This window comes from Roseibium aggregatum IAM 12614, assembly GCF_000168975.1.
Taxonomy (GTDB): domain Bacteria; phylum Pseudomonadota; class Alphaproteobacteria; order Rhizobiales; family Stappiaceae; genus Roseibium; species Roseibium aggregatum.
In genome coordinates, this window is record NZ_AAUW01000010.1 from 97,060 (window position 1) to 120,903 (window position 23,844).

Here is a 23,844-nt window from a genome sequence, read left to right on the forward strand (position 1 = left end):
TCCCGTGGCTTGACCATGGGATCCATGCCGCTTCGTCTCCAGTTGGATGGGCTTTGCGCGAGACAAGGCGACGGCTTGGATTGCTGGGGCAAGCCCCGCAAGGACGAAGTCGGAGAGGGGCATCTATTCGGCGGCCGCCAGGTTCTCCCGATGCGCCTTGCGTTCCCGGGCGAGCGAGGTCAGGTCGAAATCGTCCAGGATAGTGTAGAACGCGGGAACCACGAACACGATCATGAGCGTCGTGCCGATCAGCCCGAAGGAGATCGAAGTCACCAGCGGGATCAGCACCTGTGCCTGGGGACTTGTTTCGAACAGCAGCGGCAGCAGACCGACGATGGTGGTGACCGACGTCAGCAGGATCGCACGGAATCTTGCCTTGGCGCCCAGGGGAGCGATCTCGGCAACGCTTTCCAGTGACGGGTCGTGCTCGTCCTTGATGAACTGGACCAGTAGGATCGAATCGTTGACCACGATCCCGGCGAGCGAAATGAAGCCCAGCATGCTGGGCATCGCAAAGTCGATCCCCATCAGGAAGTGCCCCCAGACCGCGCCGATCAATGCCATGGGGATCAAGGTCATTACGACGATCGGCTCGCTGTAGCTGCGGAACTGGAAACTCAGCAGGATGAACACGAAGATCAGGCCGGTGCCGAGCGCCTTGACCATGGAGGCCTGTGTCTTGGCGCCTTCCGCATTCTGCCCCTCGGTCGAGGTGCTCAACCCGGGATATTTTTCCAACAGTTGCGGCAGGAACCTAGTTTCCGTGTCCTTGACGACTTCGTTGGCATTGGCAACGCCGAGAAGAACGTCGCCAGTCACCGTCACGGTCGGCACCCGGTCGATGCGGTTGATCCGCGTGTAGCTGCGGTCGGACCGGATATCGGCGACGGAGCTGAGCGGGACACGGTGGCCCGAAGGGGTTTCCACGGTGAAGAGTTCGAAATCGCCGAGGCTGTTGCGGTCACTGCCTGCAAGACGGACATCGACTTCGAAGCTTTCGGAGCCGACTTGAACCTCATCGGCGGTAATGCCGTTGTAGGCCCCTTTCAACTGGTCTGCGATTGCCTTTGCATCAAGCCCGACAGCCCCGGCACCGTCCTTGAGGGACAGGGCCAGTTCCGGTTTGCCGAGGCTGAGATCATCGGAAATGTTGTAGACGCCGTCATAACCGTTGAGCCAGGCCTGCAGGTCTTCCGAAGCCCGGTCAAGGACTTGCAGGTCGTTATGGGCCAGACGCAATTCGATGGCGCGTCCCGCCGGCCCGATGCTGGATTCGGTGAGGATGATGCGCCGGACGTCGAGCGTCTCGGGCAATTCCTGGCGCCAGATTTTCAGGATCTCCTGGTTGCCTGCGTCACGCAGGGGCCCATCCAGCAAATCGATATCGATGGTCGCCAGATGCGCGCCGCTGGTGCCGGCATCGCTGTTTTCGTTGAACCGCACCAGAACGTTCTTGAGGAGAGACGCCCCGTCCGGATTGCGCGGCGACAGCGCCGTATCCATGCGTTCCAGTGCACTGACGGTCTCCGCCACCACCTTGCGGGTGTCGGCGAGCGCCGCGCTGGCCGGCAATTCGATCCGCGCTTCGATCTGATCGCCCTCGACGTTCGGAAAAGCCTGGAATTTCACCGCGCCACCGGCCAGCAGCGAGACCGAGGCGAGAAACAGCATGAAGCAGACACCGATGACAAAATAGCGGTTCCGCACCGACCATGTCGCGCAGGGGCCGATCACATGCTCTCGCGCCCAACCGACACCGCTCTCGGCCTTGCGGGTTACCCAGTTCGGAGTGTCATGCGTAGCGCCATGGGACAGGTGGTTGGGCAGGATCAGAAAGGCTTCCACAAGGGAAACGGCCAGAACCAGCAGCATGACGATTGGGATAACGCGCAACAGGTCACCCAGGTCGCCCTCGATAAAGGCAAGCGCACCGAAAATGGCTGCGGTCGTGACAAACGACGATAGAACGCCTGGGGCGACCTGCCGCGTTCCCTCCACGGCGGCCTCCAGGGGACCAAGCCCCTTTTGCCGCCGTGTCGCGATGTTTTCGGAAATCACGATGGCATCGTCCATCATGATCCCGACCACGATCAGCATGGCCACCATCGACAGCATGTTGATCGTCAGGCCCAGAATGGACATGGCAGCAAGGGCGCCCAGAAAGGACACGGGCAGGCCCATGCCGATCCAGAATGCCTGCCGCCCGCCGAAGAAGATCCACATGGCCGCAACGACAAGAGCCAGACCCTGGAGAGAATTGTTGACCAACATCCACAGACGGTCCTTCAGGATGATCGAACCGTCGTTGATGATGGTCAGGGTGATGCCAGGCGCGGTACGGGCCTGTTCCTCGCCGACGAATTCCTGCACCCGCTCCACCACCTTGATCAGGTCGTCGCTGCGGGTCATTGAGATGTCGAGAACGGCGGCCAGTCTGCCGTTGAGCCTGGTCTCGACTTCTTCGTCCTCGAAGAGATCGGTGATCGTGGCAATGTCGCCCAGCTTGATCTGGCCGCCTTGCGGGGAAGAAGCGACAATCACCGAGGCATAGGCATCCGCGGCAAGGCGTTCGTCGGCAAAACGCAGCAGGATCGATCCGCCCTCGGTGGAGATCTCGCCTGAGGGGGCGCTGATATTCTGCCTGGTCAGGGTATTTGCGATTTCCGAAAGGGTGAGCCCAACTTCGCGCGCGGCGGCGTCACGCACCTCGATACGGAACTGCCGGTCAGAAAAGCCGGAAATCTCGACCTGGGGTATGCCACCGAACTTAAGCATGCGGTCCTTCACCGCTTCGGCGTAGTTCTTCAGCTGCGGCTTGTCGTCGATTCCGGTGATGACGACAGAGGTTGCCTCGCTCAGGCGGCCCGCTTCCTCAATGACCGGGTCTTCAACGCCTTCGGGAAAATCGTCGATCGCATTGATCTCCCGGTCGATATCCAGCATCAGCTGGTCGATGTCCTTGCCTTCCATGATCTTGATGGTCGCAAGTGCAAGGTTTTCCCGGGAATCGCATTTCAGTTCGTCGATGTTCTCGATCCCGTCGAGCGCATCCTCGATCCTGCGGCAGACGGTGCGTTCGACATCGGCGGAAGTCGCGCCGGGATAGGCGACTGTCACGGTGATCCGCTTTATCGGGATCTGCGGAAAGGTTTCAAGCAGAAGGCCCGGCAGGTTCAGCAGGCCGAGAATGATGAAGCCGGCCATCAACAGATTGGCGGCGGTGGGGTGCTGTGCGAAGTAGCGGATCATTGCCGGTCCTCGCTTTTAACCGCATCCGTGCCTGCCATTCGCTTCAGGCCTGCTTTTACGGCTTCGTCCTCAACCGGCTTCAGCAGCATGCCTTCGATCACCGGAGACACGTCGCTGACAATGACCCTGGTTCCTGCAGGCAGAGCTGTTTCAAGAACGACGATGTCTTCAAAGCGGAAGGCGATCGCGACCGGCACCGAGACCAGTCGGCTGTCGGACGAGACAGTCATGATCCTGCCGCCGTGGACCGCGTTGCGGGGCAACACGATCTGATCTGCCACCGGCGGTGCGGACAGTTCAACCTCGGTAAACATGCCTTTGACCAGCGGCGGTTTGATGCCGGGCCGGATGGTGTCATAGGGCTTGTCCACGCTGACGATCAGTCCGATGGAGCGGGTGTCCGGATCAACTGTGTCGCTGACCCGCTTGACGTGCGCATCCCAGACCGCGGTCTCTCCGACAGAGCCAACCCTGACCTTGGCCTTCAACCGGTCCAGCGAATGCCGTGCCCGGATGACACCTTCTTCCGTTTCCAGTTGTCCGGGAAAGGCCAGATTGGCAAATCCGGCCATGTTGCCGGGGCTGATCTGAACGTCGATGTCGGCCGCGTCGATGCCGTCGAGTTCGCCAATGGAACTTCCGGCACCGACATACTGGTCGATCTCGACATTGACCTTAGAGACCCTGGCATCAAATGGGACCCGGATCGTGGTGCGGGCAAGGTTCAGTTTTGCCGTTTCCAGACGAACCTCATTCTTGGCCTTCACCTGTTCCAGTGCCTTGCGCTTCACCGGATTGAGCGCAATTTCGTTTTCCAGGTCCTGAACCTGCGACTTCTGCTGAAGCACGGTGCCTTCCTGGTTTTCAACCAGCTGGTCGGAGGCGACCTTGCGCTCCTGGAGCGTTTTCAGCCGGGCCAGCTCACGCTGTTCCAGGTCGAGGACCGATTTCGCAATTGCCAGGGATTGTTTCTGTGTGTCCAGGGTAACAGCCAGCTCTTCTATGTCCACCTCGGCGCTGGCGATGTCGCTCTCGGCCTCGGCAATTTCCAGCTCGTAGTCTTCCGGTGCCAGCGTCACCAGAATTTCACCTTCAGGGATAAATTCACCGCGCTTGAAATCCGGGTTGATGAAGGTGACCCGGCCGGACACCTGCGCGATGGCATCAAGCGTATGGGCCGGATCGACCGTACCGTAACCGGTCACGCGCGGCACGAGGTCCTGGGGCTCGACCGTGACCACACGCACGAGCGTTGCCGTTTCGCCGATGTCGGTGCGCTTGGGTGCCTCTCGCCCGCTGACCGCATAGACCAGCACCGCCACACCGGCGATCAAGGGAGGAAGGATCAGGGCTTTTCGCAACAGCGACACGGCAGCTCTCCTAGCAAAGTGTTCGCACGACAGAGGCAATCCTCCAGCGGCGACATTCCTTTTAATGCAAGTCTGAACTTGCAAATAGTCATGGTTCAATTTTATTGCAAGTCATTGCTTGCATTTGCAGATTGTTTGGCGTTAGGTGCGACGGAATGCCTTCCGGAAAATTGAGGACGCGCCCGGCGCGTTTGGCGGCCAAGTGCCTAGAAATGTAGATGTTTCAGAAATCTATTCCGCAACCATCGAGCTGTTTTGTGAGCGCGGATTCAGCGGAACCACGACCAGGGAAATAGCGGACAGGGCAGGGGTGAACGAAGTCACTCTGTTTCGCCGTTTCGGGTCGAAGGCAGGTTTGATCGAGGCTGCCATTGGCGACACGCTCTCCGACGTGTCCTTCGGCAAGATGTTGCCGGGGGAAGACGTAAAGGCCGATCTTCTGGAAATCGTGCGCAAGTATCTGGAGACATACCGCAAGCACAGCGGGCTGGCCCTGACGCTGTTTGCGCAGGTGCCCCAGCATCCTGAACTGCGAACGGTGACGCCCTTCCTTTTGAGGAACCTGCAGGGTGTTGCCCGCACGCTGGCCCAGCATCAGAGCAACGGAGGGCTCAAGCCGGGCGATCCGGTCAGCTTCGCCGTTGCGCTCATCGCGCCGCTGGCCGTCATGGGCTTCATGAAGGAGATGGGCCTGGGCACCGGCCACGAAGGCCTGGACGTGGAAAAATACGTCCAGACCTATTTGCAGGGGCATGGCCCGAATACCGGCAGCTAAGCTTGCCTGGCAGAAAGATTGCGTCTGGTTACCACCAGAGGCGGGGCAGGGCGGCGCGTGCGCGCAGACCTTCTTCGGCAAGGCGGCGGCGGATCAGATGCTCGTCCGGTGCGTCGCTCGGGCCGAAGTCGGAGGCATGAATGCCGGCCGTGATGAACAGGACGTCGAGATCCTGAGACACCGCGCCGCGGATGTCGGTCGGCAGGCCGTCGCCAATGGCCAGAACGTCTTCCTTGGCAATGTCTTCACCTGCGAGCTTCGCAAGACGCTCCATCGCCGCATCATAGATCGGCGCATGCGGCTTGCCGAGAATGGACACCTGGCCGCCCAGATCCTCATAAAGGCGTGCCAGCGCACCGGCGCACCAGATCAGGCGATCGCCGCGTTCCACAACGATGTCGGGATTGGCGCAGATCATCGGCAGGCCGCGTTCGGCCAGTTTCTGCAGCCGCTCGCGGTAATCGTCCGGGGTTTCGACTTCATCGTTTACCAGCCCTGTGCAACTGATGCCTTCCGCTTCCTCGTCATTCGTCGTGAAGGTGGCTTCAAGTCCGTGATACAGCGGCTGGTCCCGGTTCGGGCCGATATGCAGCAGGGTCTTCTTGCCCTGAGCCACCAGAACGTCACGGGTCACGTCGCCGGAGGTGACGATGTCGTCATAGGTGCCGTCCGGCACGCCGAGACCGGCCAGCATCTCGCCGACCTGCTTGGCCGGGCGTGGCGCATTGGTGATCAGGACCACCTTGCCGCCGGCTTCCTCGCGGAAGGCCTTGAGGGCTTTGTGCGCGCCTTCAAAAGCAGATACACCGTTGTGCAGCACGCCCCACACGTCACACAGGATGCCCTTGTAGGACGGGGCGAGGGTGCGGAGCCCCTCAACAAGAAGCGGTGCAGAAACTGTCATGGCGGGTCACTCGGATCTGGGTAGGTCTGATAAGCTTTGCTCAAGAATCGACGCAAACTCGGCGCGGACCATATAGGAACATGGCGCAGTGCGAAACCGAGTAGAGGGAGTTTCATGAAGGTCAGGCAACTTGGCGAACAGGTGATCAACCAGATCGCAGCCGGCGAGGTGATCGAACGCCCCGCCAGCGTCATCAAGGAGTTGATTGAAAACGCTGTAGATGCCGGGGCGAAACAGGTCGAGATCGTCACCGCCGCCGGCGGCAAGACCCTCATGCGCGTTGCCGACGATGGCGAAGGCATGCGCCGGGAGGATCTGCAGCTTGCCATCCGCCGTCACTGCACTTCCAAGATTTCCGACGACGACCTGTTCGATATCCGCACACTCGGCTTTCGCGGTGAAGCGCTGCCGTCCATTGGTTCCGTTGCCCGGCTGGCGATCCAGACCCGCCACAAGGACGAGGACCATGCCTGGGCGATCGCCGTCGAAGGCGGGCGGGAACAGCCGCTCGTGCCGGCGGCCCGCACCAAAGGCACTCAGGTCGAGGTGCGCGATCTCTTCTTCGCGACACCCGCCCGGTTGAAATTCCTGAAATCCGACCGCGCGGAAGCGGCCGCCATCACCGAAATCGTCAAGCGGATCGCGCTTGCCTATCCGGAGATCGGCTTTTCCCTCGGCGGCGCCGACCGGCAGTCCCAGAGCTGGCCCGCCGCGCGTGGCAGCGAGCCGCATCTGGCGCGGATCGCGCAGATCCTTGGTCAGGATTTCGTCGACAATGCCATGGAGATTGACGCTGCCCGCGAAGGGGTGCGTCTCACCGGTTTTGCAGGCTTGCCGACACACCACCGCGGCAATGCGCAGAACCAGTTCTTCTTCGTCAACGGCCGCCCGGTGAAGGACAAGCTGCTGCTGTCCGGTTTGCGCGGTGCCTATGCGGACGTCCTTGCCCGCGACCGGCATCCGGTCGTGGTTCTGTTCATCGATCTCGATCCGACGTTGGTGGATGTCAACGTGCATCCGGCAAAGGCCGATGTGCGTTTCAGGGACAGCCAGCTTGTGCGCGGGCTTCTGGTCGGTGCCATCAAGCACGCACTGGTCCAGTCGGGCCACCGGTCATCGACCTCCAATGCGGCCGTTGCACTGGATGCCATCAGGGCTCAGTCGGCCGGTTTTGCGCAGCCAGGTCCCACGCCGTCTGCCCCGGCAGGTTCCGGCGGCTATGGCGGCGGCTCCTACACGCGCACATCCGCCGCACCGCATTGGGCACCGGATGCTTTCAGTCCGCTTCAAATGGAAAGCACGCCGGCAACAGGTTTTGCCGAAGCCCCGCAGCCGGCCTTCGAACGGCAGAACGGTTTTGCCGACTTTGCCAGGCCTTCAGCAGATGCCCGCGCGAATGACGTTCCGGTCGAGACGGAAAAGACCCGCCTGCCGCTGGGGGCCGCCCGCGCGCAGGTTCACGAGACCTATATCATCGCCCAGACCGAGGACGGTGTCGTCATCGTCGATCAGCATGCGGCGCATGAGCGGCTCGTCTACGAACGCCTGAAGGAAGCGCTGGCCAGGAAGGATGTTGCCCGCCAGATCCTGCTGATCCCCGAGATCGTTGAACTGCCGGAAGAAGATGCCATCCGGCTCGCAGATCGCGCGGAAGATCTTGAAAAGGTCGGCCTGTCGCTGGAGGCCTTCGGTCCCGGAGCCATCGCCGTGCGCGAAACACCGGCGATCCTGGGTGACATGGACATCCAGGGCATGGTCCGGAACCTGGCCGACGAACTTGCCGAATGGGACACGGCCGAAGGCCTGAAGGAAAAGCTGGACCATGTTGCCGCCACGATGGCCTGCCACGGTTCGGTGCGTGCAGGCAGGCGCATGCGTCCGGAAGAAATGGATGCGCTCTTGCGCGACATGGAAGCGACCCCGCTTTCCGGACAGTGCAATCACGGCCGGCCAACCTGGGTGGAGCTGAAACTCGGCGATATCGAAAAGCTGTTCGGCCGCAAATAACCCGGCAATCTGATCGGCCTCTCGTTGCGGATCGTAGACATCGGAGCGATGGGAGACAGTCACATGACGCAAACCGGCTCCGGCAGTGCGGAAGAGGTGGGAACCAGGACCGGTAGGTCAGGGCGTGCCTTCTGGAAAGCCCTGTTGCGGGTGTCCGTCATTGTCGGCATCGCCTACGCCGTGGCTGCCGGTTATATGTATTTCAATCAGCGCAGTTTCATCTTCATTCCAACCGGTGAGCTAAGCACGCCGGAGGAAAAGGGGCTGGCGGGTGTTACTGTCGAAGCGGTGCCAATGTCCGACGGCACGAAGGTGACTGTCTGGCGCGCGGAACCCGCGGCCCGCGGTGCTCCCACGGTGCTCTATTTTCACGGCAACTCGGCCAATGTGTCGGCGCGCTGGAAGCGGTTCAAACAGATTCTGGACAGTGGCTTTGGTCTTTATGCACCCAGTTACCGGGGATATGCCGGAAGTCAGGGCAGTCCGTCGGAAGACGCGCTGATTTCGGACGGTCTGGAACATTTCGATCGGCTGGCGGCGACAGGAACACCGGTCGTCGTCCATGGGGAAAGCCTTGGCTCGGGTATTGCGGCGGCTGTGGCCGCAGAGCGTCCGCAAACGGACCTCGTTGTGCTGGAAGCGCCCTATACGGCCCTGATCGACATGGCCGCCAAGCGCTATCCCTGGTTGCCGGTTGGCCTGTTGATGAAGGATCCGATGCCGACACGGGACCGCGTCGACAAGATCACGGCCCCCGTCCTGATTGTGCACGGGACGGAAGACCGGGTCATTCCGGTCGAGCACGGCAGGCGTCTTTTTGAATACGCGAAGACCCCCAAGCAGCTCGTGATCGTTGAAGGGGGTGGTCACAGCAATCTGTGGTCAAACGGCATGTGGGACACCGTTCTCTCTGCCTGGGCAAAGCGGCATGAATGAGCGCGCCTGATGCAGTCGCGCCAAAGCTCTGAAAGCAGAAAACCCCGGGCAAGGCTCCGGGGTTTTGTTTGTTTTGGAGCGTGTCACGTTTAACCGGAAAAATCCTGCATCGCTTTTGGCGTTGAAATCTCTGATTTCAGGCAGCGAAAAGCGATTCCGATAAAACGCGACTTGCTCTCTTTCCGGCTGTTAGAACGTGCGCTGCAGACGGAAGGTGCCGTAGAGCTCGTAAGTGTCGTTCAGGCCGGAGGTGCGGCTGTAGTCGATGTCACGATACTGGAATTCCGGACCCATCTGGAAGCCGGAGACCGGTTCCCAGACCACGTTGGCGGTCGCGTCCCACTGGGTGAAGTCATAGGCGCTGGTGCCGCCGTCGACATCATGGTAGCCGCCCTCGACATTCACCTGAACGGTGTCGGTCACGCCGAGCGTCACACCGCCGAAGATGTTCAGCGTCTTGGTGGTCTCGGTGCTGGTGCCGTTCCACACCGCGTCGGTGATGCGGCTGTTCCAGCCCGTGGACCCGTAGCCGCTGGCGCCATCGGTATAGACCGCCTGCAGGGAGACCGCGCCGCCCTTGGCAAAACCGCCGAAGTTGACGGTCACGCCCGCGCCTGCAGCCCAGCCGAGTTCATCTTCCGTCCGGCCTGCAAGGCTGTTGTAGGCAGCGCTCGGATAAACCTGGTGCAGGGCACCCATGATCTGCGCCTTGCCCCAGCCCTGGTTGACGCCGAGAGCCGCAATGAAGTCGGGTGCCCGGGTGCCGCCATAGGTCTGGTTGGTGCCGTTGATTGCGATTGCCTGTTCACGGCCCGACCGGTCTTCCAGCGCCACCGTGGCATTGAAGCCGTTGCCGAAGGCCATCGTATAGGCGATCTGGTTCAGCTTGCGGTCGGAATAGCTTTCGATCTGGGCGTTGAAGGCGTACCCGGTGAAGAAGTCGAAGTTCGATCCGTTGTGTCCAGCCAGAAGGCCGCCCCACTGGATATAGGCCTTGTCCAGGGTGGTTGCGTTCGAGCCGTTGGTCAGCGTGACATAGGATTCGATATAGGCGCGCAGGGTGCCGAATTCGGTTGCGGTGCGCGCATCAAGGTAGAGATATCCGCGCGAGCGCCACTGGTAACCGTCGGTGTCCCGGTCGCCCCAGGCATTTTCCGCTTTGCCGAAGTTGCGGACGCGGATCTCGGTCCGGACACGGCTGCCGACGCGCAAGCACGTTTCCGTGCCGGGGATATAGTAGAAGCGTGCGCCATAGGCGTCACAGATCCGGACGTAGTCGACGGGTTCCGGGGCCACCGGCAGGTCCGCGGATAGGGCCGGGCCTACGGCTGCAACGAGCCCGGCGAGTGCCCCGAGAACTTTAATTCGAGTCATGTGATACTCCGATGAAGTGCGGAAATGCCCCTGAGAACAATATGCTGTTCCTAGAAGACACTTTCAGTTTCCCGAAGTAACGAATACGGACTTTGCGCATGTTTGGCGGCCATTGTTGCTTTTGGGCAACGGACAATCCCGTCAATCTGCGCTGAATTCACTCTAGGGTGTGGACCCATAAATGAAGATGAAATGGTTTGAGGTGGATTGGTCCACGCCCTAGCGTTTCGCCTGGAAGAACGTTTTGAGCAGCTCGCCCGCTCGCGTTTCGCCGATGCCCGAATAAACGTCTGGTGCATGATGGCAGGTCGGCTGGCAAAAGAACCGCGTGCCGTGATCGACGGCTCCGCCCTTTTCATCGCCTGCGCCGTAATAAAGCCGGCGGATCCGTGCGAAGGAAATTGCGCCCGCACACATGGGGCAGGGTTCGAGCGTCACATAAAGATCGCAGTCGGGGAGGCGCTGGGAGCCGGCCAATGCACAGGCGGAGCGGATCACGAGAACTTCCGCGTGGGCGGTCGGATCGTTCAGCTCAAGTGTCCGATTGCCGTCTCTGGCAATCACGTCTCCCCCGCGGACCAGCACGGCACCGACAGGCACTTCCCCGCGATCCGCCGCCTTCACGGCTTCTTCAAGCGCAAGATCCATGAAAGATGTCTGATTGGAGAAAGCTGTGGGCATCATGCAAGATGTGTTGGAGCGAAGGGGTGCTGCCAGCCTTGATCTGAAGGCCGTCCGGCTGGTCCTGTTTACCTGCAATTGCCGTTGCCGTCAGCCCCGGCGATGGCCTTTGCCTGGGTCGCATGGCTCTGCCATGCATCCGGAACACGGCGCCTCTGCGGTTTATGCAGAAAACAAGCGATTCCCGAAAGGCTCAAGCTCTGCTATGACGCGCGCATGACGACAAGAAAATTCTCTTCCGAGCGCCCGGGCCCCGCAAAAGGCCGGGGACGCGACAAACGTGCACCGGAAAAGCGCCGGTCTGCACCGAACGACAAATCGAAAGCCGGCCCCAAAAAGGGCGGCTTCGAAAAACGGGCGCCGAAACCGGCGACTGCACCGCTGGCAGCCGAAGCCAATGACCGGGGCGAGCGCATTGCCAAGGTGATGGCGCGCGTCGGCCTTTGCTCCCGCCGCGAGGCGGAAGTCTGGATCGAAAACGGCCGGGTTGAGCTCAATGGCAAGCTGTTGACCACGCCCGCCGTCACGGTCACGCCCGACGACAAGGTGGTGGTCGATGGCCAGCCGCTGCCGATGCGCGAACGCACACGGCTCTGGCTCTATCACAAGCCGCGCGGTCTGGTTACCACCAACAAGGATCCGGAAGGCCGTCCGACCGTGTTCGAACGCTTGCCCGACGATCTGCCGCGCGTCCTGACCGTGGGCCGTCTCGACATCAATACCGAAGGCCTGCTGCTCCTGACCAACGACGGCGGGCTGGCGCGCGTTCTGGAACTGCCTGCCACCGGCTGGTTGCGCCGCTACCGCGTGCGCGCCTTCGGCAAGGTGACCCAGCCGGATCTAGACACCCTGAAGGACGGCATCGCGATCGAAGGTGTGCTCTACGGCGCCATCGAGGCAACGCTCGACAAGGAGCAGGGCAACAACGTCTGGATGACGGTGGGGCTGCGCGAAGGCAAGAACCGTGAGGTCAAGCGCGTCCTGGAGCATCTGGGTCTTGCCGTGAACCGGCTGATCCGTCTGTCCTACGGCCCGTTCCAGTTGATGGATCTGCCGGAAGGCGACGTCCGCGAAATCCGTGGCCGCGTTCTGCGGGACCAGTTGGGTGATGCCCTCGCCGAGGAAGCCGGTGCGGATTTCGACGCTCCGATCTTTCATGCGCCCAAGCCGGAAGCTGAAAAGAAGCCCGCAGGCGCAAAGCGAGGCGGCAGCCGGGATGGAGGCAATCGCGAAGGCCGTGACCGGGATGGTGGCGGCCGGGATGGTGGTGGCCGGGACGGCGGCAAGCGCGAGGGCGGCCAGGGCCGCTGGATGACGGCGCGCGAAGGCCGTAGCGAGACCGACCGCAAGCGGGCAGCCAAGAACGAACGCAACGAACAGCGTGAAGAACGCAAGAAGGGAGCCGGCAAGGGGCCGCGTAAGAATGCCGGGCCGCGCCAGGAAAAAGTAAAAGTCTCGCCGCGCTCCCGTTTCCGCCTGACCTCCGAACCGAAACCGCGCAAGGATTTCGGTGAAGAGCGTTTCACGCCGCCGCCGCGCCGCATCTGGGGCGAGGAAGGCGTGGTGGAAGACAAGCAGCAGGAACGCCGTTCCAGCCGTGACAAGGACGACCGGCGCGGGCCTCCGAAAGGTGGACGTCCGCCGCGTCGCGGGGATCGTTCGTGAGAATAGTCGCCGGGCGTTTCAAGGGCACAGCCCTTGCCGCGCCGAAATCACACGACACCCGTCCGACCAGCGACCGCTTGCGCGAAACCATTTTCAACATCCTGGCCCATGGCCTGGATGTTGATCTTGAAGGCGCACGCGTGCTGGACCTGTTTGCCGGAACCGGCGCGCTGGGCTTCGAGGCGATCAGCCGGGGCGCCCGTCACTGCACCTTCATTGAAGAAGGGGCCGAAGCCCGCGGCATCATACGTCGGAACATGGAAACCCTTGGCCTCAATGGCGCTGCCAAGATCTTTCGGCGCGATGCCACGCGGCTCGGCAGTGCCGGCACGATCGAGCCTTTCGATCTGGTGTTCGCCGACCCGCCTTACGACAAGAAGCTGGGCGAAAAAGCCCTTGCTTCTGCTGCCGGGGGAAACTGGCTCAAGCCGGGTGCTCTGTGTGTGCTGGAAGAAAGAGCGTCGGCTCAGATTGACGTTCCAGAGGGCTTTGAGGAACTCGACCGCCGCCAGGCCGGTGACAGCCAGGTTCTCTTTCTGAAGTTTGCCGGCTGAGGACTTTTTTCCTCAGCCGTTCCGAATGCGCTCAGAAGGCTACTCGCCCCATCAAGCTCCACCCGGCATCATGATGTAGGCAGTCTTCCGCGTTGGCAGGCTGGACCGGCTGACAATCAGTGTGGGTGTTTCCGCCCGCACGATGTCGTAGCCCGCCTCCTGGGCGCGGCCGACGAAGGCCTGCAAGGCTCCGGGAAAATGAAAATGCATCGGGACGACCATTGCTGGGCCGATGCTTTCCAGAACGTCCATCAGGCTGTCGAGCCGCAGCGTCGAGGAATTGTCGATTGCGGCAAACACAACGTCGATCTGGCCAAGGCGCACTAGATCTTCCTGTGTCAGCCGGTGATGCAGGTGGCCCAGATGCGCTATGCACATGTCCGCGACTTCGAAGATGAAAATCGAATTGCCGAGTCGACGTTCGGCGCCGTCCCAGCCGCGGATGTTGGTCTGAATGTTGCGGATACGGACATCGCCAACCGTCAAGTCATGATCCAGCGGGCCGCCCTTCGGGTTCCAGCCGTAAAGCAGATGCTCGATGTTGGGATCCGGGCTGACGGAATAATGCGTGCCGTGGGCGCCGTTCATCGTGGCGACGGTTGGCGGCAGCAGCGGCCGGACACTGTCGTTGTAATCGGTCGCGATCCGCACGCCCTTGGGTGTCTCAAGTTCGAAGGTGGAATGGCCGATATATCGGATCTGCACTTCGTTGGCCTGCAAGGACGCACGCCATATTCGCACTTCATCCGGTCCCGGGGTTCTGTAGGGGGCGTCGGCGACCAGTTGACAGACCGCGTAGGCCGGCCCGGACAGCACCGCTGCAACCACGAGCCCGAGCAGCAGGGGAACAATCCGGAGCCGCCCTCCTGCCTTCCGTCGCCGTCCGTGAAATGGGAAACTGAATATCGCCATGTCGATCCATCCCGAGAACCACCTCTGAAGCAAATACTAGGGGGCGGACCGGCAACGGCAAGGCTCGGCCTCGGCCCGAATGGCCGATTGCCTGAAACTTGAGACGTTTTGGAAGGCGATGCCAAAAGAAAAGGCAACCGGCCTGCGCTGAAAGCTGCAAAGGCGGTTGCCTAAGGTGGGGGCGGGTGGGAGGAAGAACCAGCCCCGGAATGGACTTTCAAACCACGTAGAGACTGACCGGTGGTTTGCCGGATTTCGCCGTTCGGCCGGCCGCATCGCCCTCTGTCGAAAGGCCGGCGCTGCTTGCCTGCCGGTAGATCAGGTCGCCTGCATGCCCGGCTTCCATGACAAGTGCCTGCTGGCTGCAGAGCGACGCCAGTGACAGGCCCAGCCGGCGGAAGTGAGCCCGGCGGTAGCAGTAGACGGCAAGGGCAGCGCGCTGGTGCTCCGGTAGCTGGTACCCCACATCCGATACCGCGTTCAACGTTGCGTCCAGCAACCGTTTCAGCAAATCGTCCGATACCGGACAGGCTTCCAAATCTGTTGATCCCGATGGCCGCATTGACCTTCTCCTAATAGATTTAGAAAAGTATTTAGGAGTAAGATTAATGATGTGTTAAAGGCCAAGACCGGTTCAAATAAAAAGGAATAATACGTATAAATCAGGGATTGTTGCCATTAAGTAACTACCATTGTTTCTTTTGTCAGTTTCTCCAGTTGTTCCCTTGTAACTGTACGCAAGGACTCGGCCTTATCCAGAATGCTCTCCGCTTTCATGAAGTCCAGGACACGGATCGAGTCGTGAGGTGGGCTGACAAGGATATCCGGTTGATCTGATTTCAGTTTTTGCTTGGTGATGGTCTGCATGAGGATCTGGGAAGAGCCAAAAAGGGAGTCCAGCATGCTGATGTCGTCCTTGTCTTCCCGGGGCACCGGCGCGCCCACGACATCAACGGCAATGACGATGTCGCAAGTCGCCCTGAGACCGTCGAAAGGCAGTGGATTGACGACACCGCCGTCGATCAGAAACCGGTCGTCATAGCGAACTGGTCTGAAAACTGCGGGAATCGCTATCGAGGCAGCCAGGGCGGGCAACAACGGCCCGCTTTCGAAATCCACTTCCTCGCAGCGGTAGAAATCCGTCGCCAGCATGCGCAGCGGGATCTCGAGATCCTCGAAGGTCTCGGACAGATAGTCGGAGACAAACACTTCCAGCACCCGCAGCGGGTCGAACTGCACGGGGCCACCCCGGAACATGTCGGCGAGCTTGCGCGGTCTGAGTTGCCAGAGGCGCGACAAAACGCTGTTGCGGTCTGCGAAGATCTCCAGGGCGATGTCGCGGATTTCCTGGCCGCTGCGGCCGCTGGCATAGGCGGCCCCCATCAGTGCTCCGATGGACGTGCCGTTGATCCGCACGGGTTTTATGCCAAGGTCGTCAAGCGCTTCCAGCACGGGGATGTGGGCAAGACCACGCGCGCCGCCGCCGCCAAGGGCGAGACCGATTTTGGGGGAAGTGGTGGAGGGCATGTTCCGGATCCGGCAGTGAGGGTATGACCTCCTGCACATGGGTGTTGGAAAGCGCCTTGCCAACCGTCTGGCTGCCGGCAATGTCCATCCCGGTCCAAAACAGCCACGCGGTGCCTGGGGATATTAGATCACGAAATAGAGGTCGTCCGTAGCTTCCGACATCCAGTCCGTTGCCTGATGGAAAGGCATCGGCCGGGCGATCAGGTAACCCTGGATCGAAAAATCGCCCATCATTCTCAGGCGGTCGTATTGAGCGTCGGTCTCGACACCCTCGCAGACGACGCCGATATTGAGCGATCTGGCCAGGTGGATGAGCTGGTTGACGATCACTTCCTTCTTTGCGTCCTGAAGCATCTGACGGGTGAAGGAACGGTCGATCTTCAGCCCGTTGATCGGCAAATCGGAGACATGGGACAGCGACGCATATCCGGTTCCGAAATCGTCCAGCTCGATATGAACCCCGAGTTCGAAAAGCTCGCGCAGCGCCGCCAGGTGCCCGGACCGGTTGTCGTTCAGAAACACTGATTCCAAGACCTCTGCGGTGATCCGCTCCGGTCCGATATCGTGTTTTTCCATCGCGGCCTTGAAGTGGTCGAGCAGAAGCCCGGACGAGAGATGCGAGGGTGAAACGTTGACGGAAATGCGGCCGAAGTCGATGCCCTGGTCAATCCAGGACCGGGCGGCGGCAAAGGCCTTGTCGATGACGATCTCGCCCAGAATCGGTGCCAGCCCGGATTTTTCAACGACGGGCAGGAACTCCGCAGGGGAGACCGTGCCGCGTTCTGGGTGCTGCCAACGCACCAGTGCCTCGATGCCTGTGACAGCCTGGGAGCGCAGATTGACCTGCGGCTGGAACATGAGGAAGAACTGGTCGTTCTTGACCGCATCCTTCAGCTCGAGCTCGATCTGCGCTTCCGTTTCGCTGTCAGTGCGCATGTCCGGACGGAAGAACGTGTAGCGGTCCTTGCCGTTTTCCTTGGACTGGTAAAGGGCAAGGTCGGCATTGACCAGGAGCGTGTCGAAGTCGTCGCCATCGTCCGGGCAAAGTGCCAACCCCATGCTGACGGTCGGCCAGAACCTGTTGCCGTTGAATTCCATCGGCATCCGCATGATCCGGCGCGCCCGTTCGCACAACTCGTTCGGATCCGACGTGCCCCCTTCTGCAAGGATGACGAATTCGTCTCCCCCCCAGCGATAGGCGGTACCCAGCCCCCGGCAGACTTCACGAAGCCGGCGTCCGGTTTCTTCCAGACACTGATCGCCCGCAAGGTGGCCAAGCGTGTCGTTGACCCGCTTGAACCCGTCCATGTCGACATGAATCAGGAAGGCAGGTTTTTCACGCCGGGCAAAGCGTTCCTTGGCATCGCGCTGGCAGCCGGCGCGGTTGGACAGTTTCGTCAGGGGATCGAAATAGGCGAGACGTTCGGCCCGTATCTTGGCTTCGCGCGTTTCGTTTTCCCGCTGCACCCGTTCCGACACATCATTGGCAATCGCCACGAGCAGATCCCGGTCCTGGTCACGGAGGATCTGCACCCTTAGGTCGACCGGGTATTCGCTGCCGTCCTTGCGCCGGTGGACGCTTTCGGCCGACAGACTGTCCCTGTGTCCCTTCAGCAGTGGCGCCACATGCCGACGCACCGTGTTCGGGTCGTAAACGGGATCGATGTCGCCGATTTTCTGGGACTTGAGCTCTTCCAGCGTGTAGCCGAGATTGGTGAGGGCACAGCGATTGGCATGTTCGATCTGGAAGGTGGAGGCGTCCAGGATGTAGATCTCGTTGAGAGAAGACTCCAGGATATGGGCCAGCAGATGGTTCCTGCGCTCGGCCAGACAGCGGTCGGTGATGTCGTGAATGGTGCCGATCAGCTTGGCTGCCCTGCCATCAGGGCCGGCAAGCACGTAACCACGAACGTGCAGATACTGGATGCTGCCGTCGTCGTGCACCATGGGATGTTCTATGTCGAATTCGCCGCAGGTCTTCACGGCTGCATTGACTGCGGCCAGGGTCTTCTTCCGTTCGTCACCGGGAATGCGGGAGAACAAAAAGCCTTGGACCTCGTTTGCCGGAAGGCCCGGCGGAATCTTCATGACCCGGTAGTATTCCTCGGACCCGATAATTTCATTTGAAGAGATGTCCCGTTCCCAACTGCCGACATGCGCGATCCGCTGCGCTTCGATAAGCTGCATCGTGCTGCTTTCCAGCTTGCGGGTATTCTCCAGAACCTCTGCCTCCAGACGGGCACGCGTCAGTTGGACGGAGGACTGGAGGCGGGACAGGAGACGGAAGACCACGGTCCAGGCAAGCAGTGCCAGACCGACCCCCGCCATCAGCGACAAGAGCGTGCCCTTGGCAAAGGCCCAGATGTTGCTGGTGATGTCCTTCACAAGCAGAAGCTTCACATCATGGTCCGGGCTGACGACAGCAATCGGCAGGTCTCGAACCATGAACACCTTGCTGTCCTGAACGGTGAAGCTGCTGAGGCCGTCGAAATGACCGTTGGAAGTAACTTTATCGAAGTCGAAGCCGGTCGGCGTCAGGTTTCCAAGAACCTTGTAGTGAACAGTGCTCGTGTCGTCAGCATCGAAGATTTCGAAGGTCTTGACGATCTGCGCATTGACCGCAGTGCTGGCCAGCGCGAGCGATGGTTCGATGTTGATCGCAAGCTTCAGATATCCGATCCGGGTACCGTCAACGAGCCAGGGCTTGAGCAAACTGACGACGAATTCGTTGTTTGGGCCGAGTTCGATCGCATCGACTTCGCGGAACCTGCTCGAATTAAGCTCGGATTGGAAGCTGCCGGGATTCCGGGCTGCGGAAACGTTGCTCTGGGCGAGATAGACGACCTCCTGGTCGGCGGAGTAAATGGTCAATTCCGCAATGTTGAGTTCTGCTGCCTTTCCGGCAAAGACCCCGTCGGCAACGGCCTTGATGTTGGCCGGATCTCTCTTGCGGATGGCAGTCTGCAAGTCGGTGTCGGCGCTGACGACACTGACGGCCTGATCGAGCGCTTGCTCCCCAAGCGCCCGTTGGTGCATCAGCAGCCGCTCCGTGGTGCGCACGATCAGATCCTGCGGCTCGCTCAGCGTGCGATATTCCGTGATGACATTCTGAAAGGTAAGAACAGCGACCGTCAGGCAGAGAAACGACAGAAAAACGACACGCAGCGGTTTTTCGAAACGGGTTTCATCCTTGCACCACCGGGCGAGAAGCTGGTCAACGACGGCGCTCGGACTTTTGCCAAGCGTCTGCTTGCGCGGTGTCTCGTCGCGCAAGTTCTTCCGTTGCCAAAACTTTTGCTTGCCCAAGCGTTGCATCTGTTCCCCCGAGCAGCCGCAGCTCCTCTTGTTTCGGCAAGGACAGTCCACTCATTAGGTATGGCCACCAGGCACGGTGAATTTATGCAAACGACCACTGCCATTTTTCTCAATAGGCCGTATTGGTTAAATTGTTTTGAATGTGTTCCTTAAAGTCCATTAAGAAAAAAGCTGCGAGCAGTGAGCTTTCACTGTTTGAAGGTGAGCTGTAATTGTTCATGATCTGATGAAAAGGCACTCACCAAAAGAATTCAAATGGTGTTCGGTGGTCAACGCTGCCTGTGTCATCTTGCAGTGCAATCCTGCTGAGTACGCAGGTGTAGCAACCCGTGGTGGCTGCTTGTTTTCAGGACAATTCCGCCGTGTTTCTGAAAAACGCGATCAAGGCCGCGACCGTTTCCTGAGGAGCTTCTTCAGGCAGAAAATGCCCGCAGGCAACTGCGGCTCCGGTAACGTTTGCGGACCAGCCTCGCCAGACCTCAAGCGGGTCATCGACGCTGGTGGCGATGCCTTTGCTTCCCCACAGCGCGAGGAGGGGAGGCTGAATTTTTTTTCCGGCGTCGAGGTCCGAGCGGTCATGCTCGTAGTCGATCCTCGCCCCTGCTCGGTAGTCCTCGCAGGTTGCCGACACCCGGTCGGGTTCGCAGAACCAATCGCGATTGTGTGTCATTGCCTCTTTGGAAAAGCACGATAGATCCTTGGCGGCGGTCCAGCTTGCCAGCGTGTGATCGAGAAACGCCACAGGTGCGGCAGAAATCATGTTTTCCGGAAATGGGGCCGCCTGGGCCAGAAACATCCAGTGATAGATCTTCAGGCCGAACAGCCTGTCCATCCGGTCCCAATAGTCGCAGGTTGGCAGAATATCGAGAACGGCCACCTTCGTGAGCATTTCGGGATGATCGAGCGCCAGCCGGTAGGCCACGCGTCCGCCGCGGTCGTGTCCGGCCAGAGAGAAGGTCGTGTGGCCCAGAACCTTCATGAGCTCGACCATGGCCGCTGCGATGTTGCGTTTGGAATAAGCAGCATGATCGTCCGATAGCGGCGGGACAGACGACCGGCCATACCCCGGCAGGTCCGGCAGGACGACCGTGAAGTGTTCGGCAAGCTGTGGTGCGATCTTGTGCCAGCAGATATGCGATTGCGGATAACCGTGGAGCAAAAGCAGCGGTGGCCCTGATCCGCCGATCCGGCAGAACAGGTGCACATCGTTGACGTCGACAGTCATGCTGTCGAACCCCGGAAACAGATCCGGCAGGTCGTTTTTCACGTTTGCCTCCCCAGCCCGCGCTGGAGAGGAGATTAGCTTTGAATTCGCACGCGCGCCAAGTCCCAGAACCGCAAATTCCGGAAAGTCGCCGCCGTTAGCCTTCGCTTTCCCGTGCGATGGCGCGCCAGCCGATGTCGCTTCGGCAGAAACCTTCAGGCCAGTCGATATCACGGATGCGCTCATAGGCGCGCTGCTGTGCCTCGTGAACGGTGGCGCCAACGGCCGTGACGTTGAGGACACGTCCGCCATTGGCGAGGATCTGCGTCCCGTTGCGTTTGGTGCCGGCGTGAAAAACGGCAACGTCGTCTGTCGCGGCCGTGTCGAGACCACGAATTTCCGTGCCCTTGTCGTAGCTGCCTGGGTAACCCTTCGCAGCCATGACGACGGTCAGCGCGGCTTCGTCACGCCAGTCGGCGGTCATCTGGTCAAGTCGGCCTTCGACGCTGGCAAGCAACAGGTCCAGCAGATCGCTTTTCAGGCGCATCATCAGCACCTGACATTCCGGATCGCCGAAACGGGTATTGTATTCGATCAGCTTCGGGCCGTTCTTGCCGATCATCAGGCCTGCGTAGAGAACGCCCTTGAAGGGCGTGCCGCGTTTGGCGAGCGTTGCGATGGTCGGTTCGATGATGGTGCGCATCACGTCGGCAATCAGCGCGTCTGTCAGAACGGGCGCCGGCGAATAGGCGCCCATGCCGCCGGTGTTCGGGCCTTCGTCGCCGTCATAGGCGCGCTTGTGGTCCTGAGCGGTGGCAAGTGGCAGTGCGTTGGTGCCATCGGACAGCACGAAGAAACTTGCTTCCTCGCCTTCCAGAAATTCCTCGATGACGACTTCCGCGCCAGCCTCTCCAAACGAGCCCTCGAAACAGGCTGTCACTGCGTCCTCGGCTTCTTTCAGGGTCATGGCGACCACAACACCCTTGCCCGCTGCGAGCCCGTCCGCCTTGACGACAATCGGCGCGCCCTGTTTGCGAACGTAGGTCAGCGCGTCTTCTGCCGTGTCGAAACGGCCGTATCCTGCCGTCGGGATGTCTGCTTCGTCGCAGACACCCTTGGTGAAGGCCTTGGAGCCTTCCAGTTGGGCGGCTGCTTTCGACGGACCGAAGGCCTTGATGCCGGCTGCTTCCAGATCATCGACAAGGCCGGCCACAAGCGGTGCTTCGGGACCGACGACGACAAGGTCGATCTCATGGTCACGGCAGAAACCGATAACCGCCTGATGGTCCGTGGTATTCAGATTGCAAAGCTCGGCGACCTCGGCAATGCCGGCATTGCCGGGTGCTGCATAGAGCTTTGTCAGCTTGGGAGATTTTGCCAGTGCCCAGGCAAGCGCATGTTCGCGGCCGCCGGATCCGATCAGGAGAAGTTTCATAAACGGGCAGTCTCTTCGTGAAGATTGAAGCAGGAGGGCCGTCACCTAACACGGAGGGCCGCACACCGCAATTGGCGGTGCAGGCAACGGCGCATTTCCGCCGGTCAGCGCCCCACCGTGACGCGGCAGTAAACAATGTTGTCCGTTTTCAGATCCGGTCCCCAGATCAGCTCTGCCGACGGGCCCCAGGTGATGCGATCATATCCGTCCTTCGGCCCGACTTCGCGCGCGGAATGCACGCTGGCTGCCGGCCAGGCGCTGTCGTCGAAATCCGGTGAGGTCCAGTTTTCCGGGACGGCGGTTTTCCGCTGCGCACACACCGGCAACGAAGGATCGGGCTTCCGTTCCCGCGCACATGTGGCGTCCGCGGGCGCGGACTGAACGGTCAGGCATTTCCAGTCGGCTCCCGTTGCCGTCAGAAGTCTGCCGCTCGACGCATCCTTGAACTGGGCAATGGCACCGCCGTCGCCAAGTTGCTGGCGCCGGGTGCCGACATATTCAAGGCCAGTCTCGTTTTCCATGAAGTCCCGAAACTCGAAAGCCAGCGTCATCGGCAGGTTGGTATTGAACTCGAACCGCTCGGCGTTGAAGGACCGTTCTGTGGTGAGGGAGACACTGTCTTCCAGAAGCGCAGTGCCGTTGACCCAGAGCCTGAACCAGTTGTCCACCCACACTTCGCCCAGCATCTTGTATGCGCCGGCAGACTTGATCTGGCTCTCGTGAAGGTCGGGACCGCCGCCGTTTGGCGGCGGCTTCTGCGCGAAGGAAGCTGCCGTAAGGCTTGTCAGCCCCATGGTGAGCGTGAACAGGAGGCCGAAGACCCGCAGGGTTTTGATCGTCACAATATGCTTCCTTGCCCAACTCAGAAGATCACGATAGCGCCTCTGTGACGTCTTGCGGGATGAATTTCCTGCCGAATGTCGCTAAAAGAACCGGACAAGAGCGGAAAGCGGCAGCGGTTCCGCCGGATAATCGACAAATGGACGGATCGAAAGTGTTTTCCACGAACGACACGGGGCCGGTTGCGGATGCGGTCAAACAGCACTGGGTAGACACGCGGTTGCCCGCTGGTCTGCGCCCCTATGCCCGCCTGGCCCGCTGGGAACGTCCGATCGGCTGGTGGCTGTTGCTGTGGCCCTGTTTCTGGTCGGCGGCACTGGCGGCAATTGCCGGTGGAAAGGCCTGGCCCGACCTTTGGCACATGGGTCTGTTTTTCATCGGCGCGGTCGCCATGCGCGGTGCGGGCTGCACCTATAACGACCTTGTCGACGTCGATATCGATTCAAAGGTCGAGCGGACCCGCTCAAGGCCGATCCCGGCGGGGCAGGTCAGCAAGTTACAGGCAAAGATCTTTCTGGTGGTGCAGGCTCTGATCGGCCTTGCGGTTCTGCTGCAGTTCAACACCTACACGATCTGGCTGGGCATTGCCTCGCTTCTGCCGGTTGCGATCTACCCGTTCATGAAGCGCATCACCAACTGGCCGCAGTTGTTTCTGGGCTTCGCCTTTTCCTGGGGCGCGCTCATGGGGTGGGCAGCCGCCTTCGGCTCGCTGTCCTGGTCACCCTTGTTTCTTTATGTCGGCGGTATCTGCTGGACGATCGGTTACGACACCATCTACGCCCATCAGGACAAGGAGGACGATGCCCTTGTGGGGGTGAAGTCGACAGCCCGTCTCTTCGGTGAGCACACCAAGCCGGCCCTCATCCTGCTTTATAGCTGCGCAACGGCCCTGTTTTTTATGGCCGCGATGTTTGCCGATGCCGGTCCGGCCGCCTTTGTCGGCATTCTGGTCGGCGTAGTTCATCTTGGCTGGCAGATCGTGGTGCTGGATATTGACGATGGCGATCAGTGCCTGCAGTTGTTCCGGTCCAACAGCACCTATGGCTGGATCCTGTTCTTCGGCTTCGTTGCCGATGCAATGATCGGAGCGCTTTAA

At 60.6% G+C, this 23,844-nt stretch carries 18 protein-coding genes; 6 read left to right on the forward strand and 12 right to left on the reverse strand.

Going from position 1 to position 23,844, the window contains the following annotated elements:
• Nucleotides 1–123: 123 nt before the first annotated feature.
• Nucleotides 124–3,249: an efflux RND transporter permease subunit gene (locus SIAM614_RS14865; RefSeq protein ID WP_006935668.1), complete on the reverse strand. Its 3,126-nt coding sequence runs from the start codon at nt 3,247–3,249 to the stop codon at nt 124–126.
• Nucleotides 3,246–4,619 (reverse strand): efflux RND transporter periplasmic adaptor subunit, encoded by a 1,374-nt coding sequence (locus tag SIAM614_RS14870; protein ID WP_006935669.1) that lies wholly within the window; start codon nt 4,617–4,619, stop codon nt 3,246–3,248. Before SIAM614_RS14870 ends, SIAM614_RS14865 begins: the two co-directional genes overlap by 4 nt.
• Nucleotides 4,620–4,821: 202 nt before the next feature.
• Here SIAM614_RS14870 and SIAM614_RS14875 point away from each other — a divergent pair, with 202 nt between their 5' ends.
• On the forward strand, nt 4,822–5,394 hold the full coding sequence (locus SIAM614_RS14875; RefSeq protein WP_157139874.1) for a TetR/AcrR family transcriptional regulator: 573 nt from the start codon (nt 4,822–4,824) through the stop codon (nt 5,392–5,394).
• Between the two features lie 28 nt (nt 5,395–5,422).
• Here the strand turns inward: SIAM614_RS14875 and SIAM614_RS14880 are convergent, their stop codons facing one another.
• Nucleotides 5,423–6,298 (reverse strand): TIGR01459 family HAD-type hydrolase, encoded by an 876-nt coding sequence (locus SIAM614_RS14880; protein ID WP_006935671.1) that lies wholly within the window; start codon nt 6,296–6,298, stop codon nt 5,423–5,425.
• Nucleotides 6,299–6,412: 114 nt separating this feature from the next.
• On the opposite strand from SIAM614_RS14880, the gene mutL reads away from it, so the two are divergent.
• Nucleotides 6,413–8,305: a DNA mismatch repair endonuclease MutL gene (gene mutL / locus SIAM614_RS14885; RefSeq protein ID WP_006935672.1), complete on the forward strand. Its 1,893-nt coding sequence runs from the start codon at nt 6,413–6,415 to the stop codon at nt 8,303–8,305.
• A gap of 63 nt (nt 8,306–8,368) precedes the next feature.
• Complete coding sequence (locus SIAM614_RS14890; RefSeq protein ID WP_208983998.1) at nt 8,369–9,241, forward strand: alpha/beta hydrolase; 873 nt, start codon at nt 8,369–8,371, stop codon at nt 9,239–9,241.
• Nucleotides 9,242–9,430: 189 nt separating this feature from the next.
• Here SIAM614_RS14890 and SIAM614_RS14895 read toward each other — a convergent pair whose 3' ends face one another.
• The gene (locus tag SIAM614_RS14895) at nt 9,431–10,615 is read right to left on the reverse strand and encodes a porin (RefSeq protein WP_006935674.1); all 1,185 of its coding nucleotides are present in this window, start codon (nt 10,613–10,615) and stop codon (nt 9,431–9,433) included.
• A gap of 219 nt (nt 10,616–10,834) precedes the next feature.
• Entirely contained in the window at nt 10,835–11,299 is a 465-nt protein-coding gene (locus SIAM614_RS14900) for a nucleoside deaminase (protein WP_006935675.1), read from the reverse strand.
• Nucleotides 11,300–11,512: 213 nt separating this feature from the next.
• Between SIAM614_RS14900 and SIAM614_RS33540 the strand changes: the two genes are divergently transcribed.
• Together SIAM614_RS33540 and rsmD are read left to right on the forward strand one after the other, a co-directional pair.
• Nucleotides 11,513–12,961 (forward strand): pseudouridine synthase, encoded by a 1,449-nt coding sequence (locus SIAM614_RS33540; RefSeq protein WP_157139876.1) that lies wholly within the window; start codon nt 11,513–11,515, stop codon nt 12,959–12,961.
• Entirely contained in the window at nt 12,958–13,515 is a 558-nt protein-coding gene (rsmD, locus tag SIAM614_RS14910) for a 16S rRNA (guanine(966)-N(2))-methyltransferase RsmD (protein ID WP_006935677.1), read from the forward strand. The genes SIAM614_RS33540 and rsmD overlap by 4 nt, the downstream gene beginning before the upstream one ends.
• Before the next feature lie 51 nt (nt 13,516–13,566).
• Here rsmD and SIAM614_RS14915 read toward each other — a convergent pair whose 3' ends face one another.
• The 7 genes from SIAM614_RS14915 to SIAM614_RS14945 form a co-directional block, all read right to left on the reverse strand.
• Nucleotides 13,567–14,427 (reverse strand): MBL fold metallo-hydrolase, encoded by an 861-nt coding sequence (locus SIAM614_RS14915; protein ID WP_081455262.1) that lies wholly within the window; start codon nt 14,425–14,427, stop codon nt 13,567–13,569.
• Nucleotides 14,428–14,644: 217 nt separating this feature from the next.
• On the reverse strand, nt 14,645–14,989 hold the full coding sequence (locus SIAM614_RS14920; protein WP_081455263.1) for a hypothetical protein: 345 nt from the start codon (nt 14,987–14,989) through the stop codon (nt 14,645–14,647).
• A 116-nt stretch (nt 14,990–15,105) separates the two neighbouring features.
• A complete protein-coding gene (locus SIAM614_RS14925) occupies nt 15,106–15,954 on the reverse strand; it encodes a patatin-like phospholipase family protein (protein ID WP_006935681.1) in 849 nt (282 codons plus the stop codon).
• Nucleotides 15,955–16,077: 123 nt separating this feature from the next.
• Nucleotides 16,078–19,227: a bifunctional diguanylate cyclase/phosphodiesterase gene (locus SIAM614_RS14930; protein ID WP_006935682.1), complete on the reverse strand. Its 3,150-nt coding sequence runs from the start codon at nt 19,225–19,227 to the stop codon at nt 16,078–16,080.
• A gap of 388 nt (nt 19,228–19,615) precedes the next feature.
• Nucleotides 19,616–20,536 (reverse strand): alpha/beta fold hydrolase, encoded by a 921-nt coding sequence (locus SIAM614_RS14935; RefSeq protein ID WP_006935683.1) that lies wholly within the window; start codon nt 20,534–20,536, stop codon nt 19,616–19,618.
• A 94-nt stretch (nt 20,537–20,630) separates the two neighbouring features.
• On the reverse strand, nt 20,631–21,908 hold the full coding sequence (purD, locus tag SIAM614_RS14940; RefSeq protein WP_006935684.1) for a phosphoribosylamine--glycine ligase: 1,278 nt from the start codon (nt 21,906–21,908) through the stop codon (nt 20,631–20,633).
• A 104-nt stretch (nt 21,909–22,012) separates the two neighbouring features.
• Nucleotides 22,013–22,750, reverse strand: coding sequence for a hypothetical protein (locus tag SIAM614_RS14945; protein WP_006935685.1), 738 nt, complete (start codon nt 22,748–22,750; stop codon nt 22,013–22,015).
• Between the two features lie 137 nt (nt 22,751–22,887).
• Here SIAM614_RS14945 and ubiA point away from each other — a divergent pair, with 137 nt between their 5' ends.
• Nucleotides 22,888–23,844 (forward strand): 4-hydroxybenzoate octaprenyltransferase, encoded by a 957-nt coding sequence (ubiA, locus tag SIAM614_RS14950; protein ID WP_006935686.1) that lies wholly within the window; start codon nt 22,888–22,890, stop codon nt 23,842–23,844.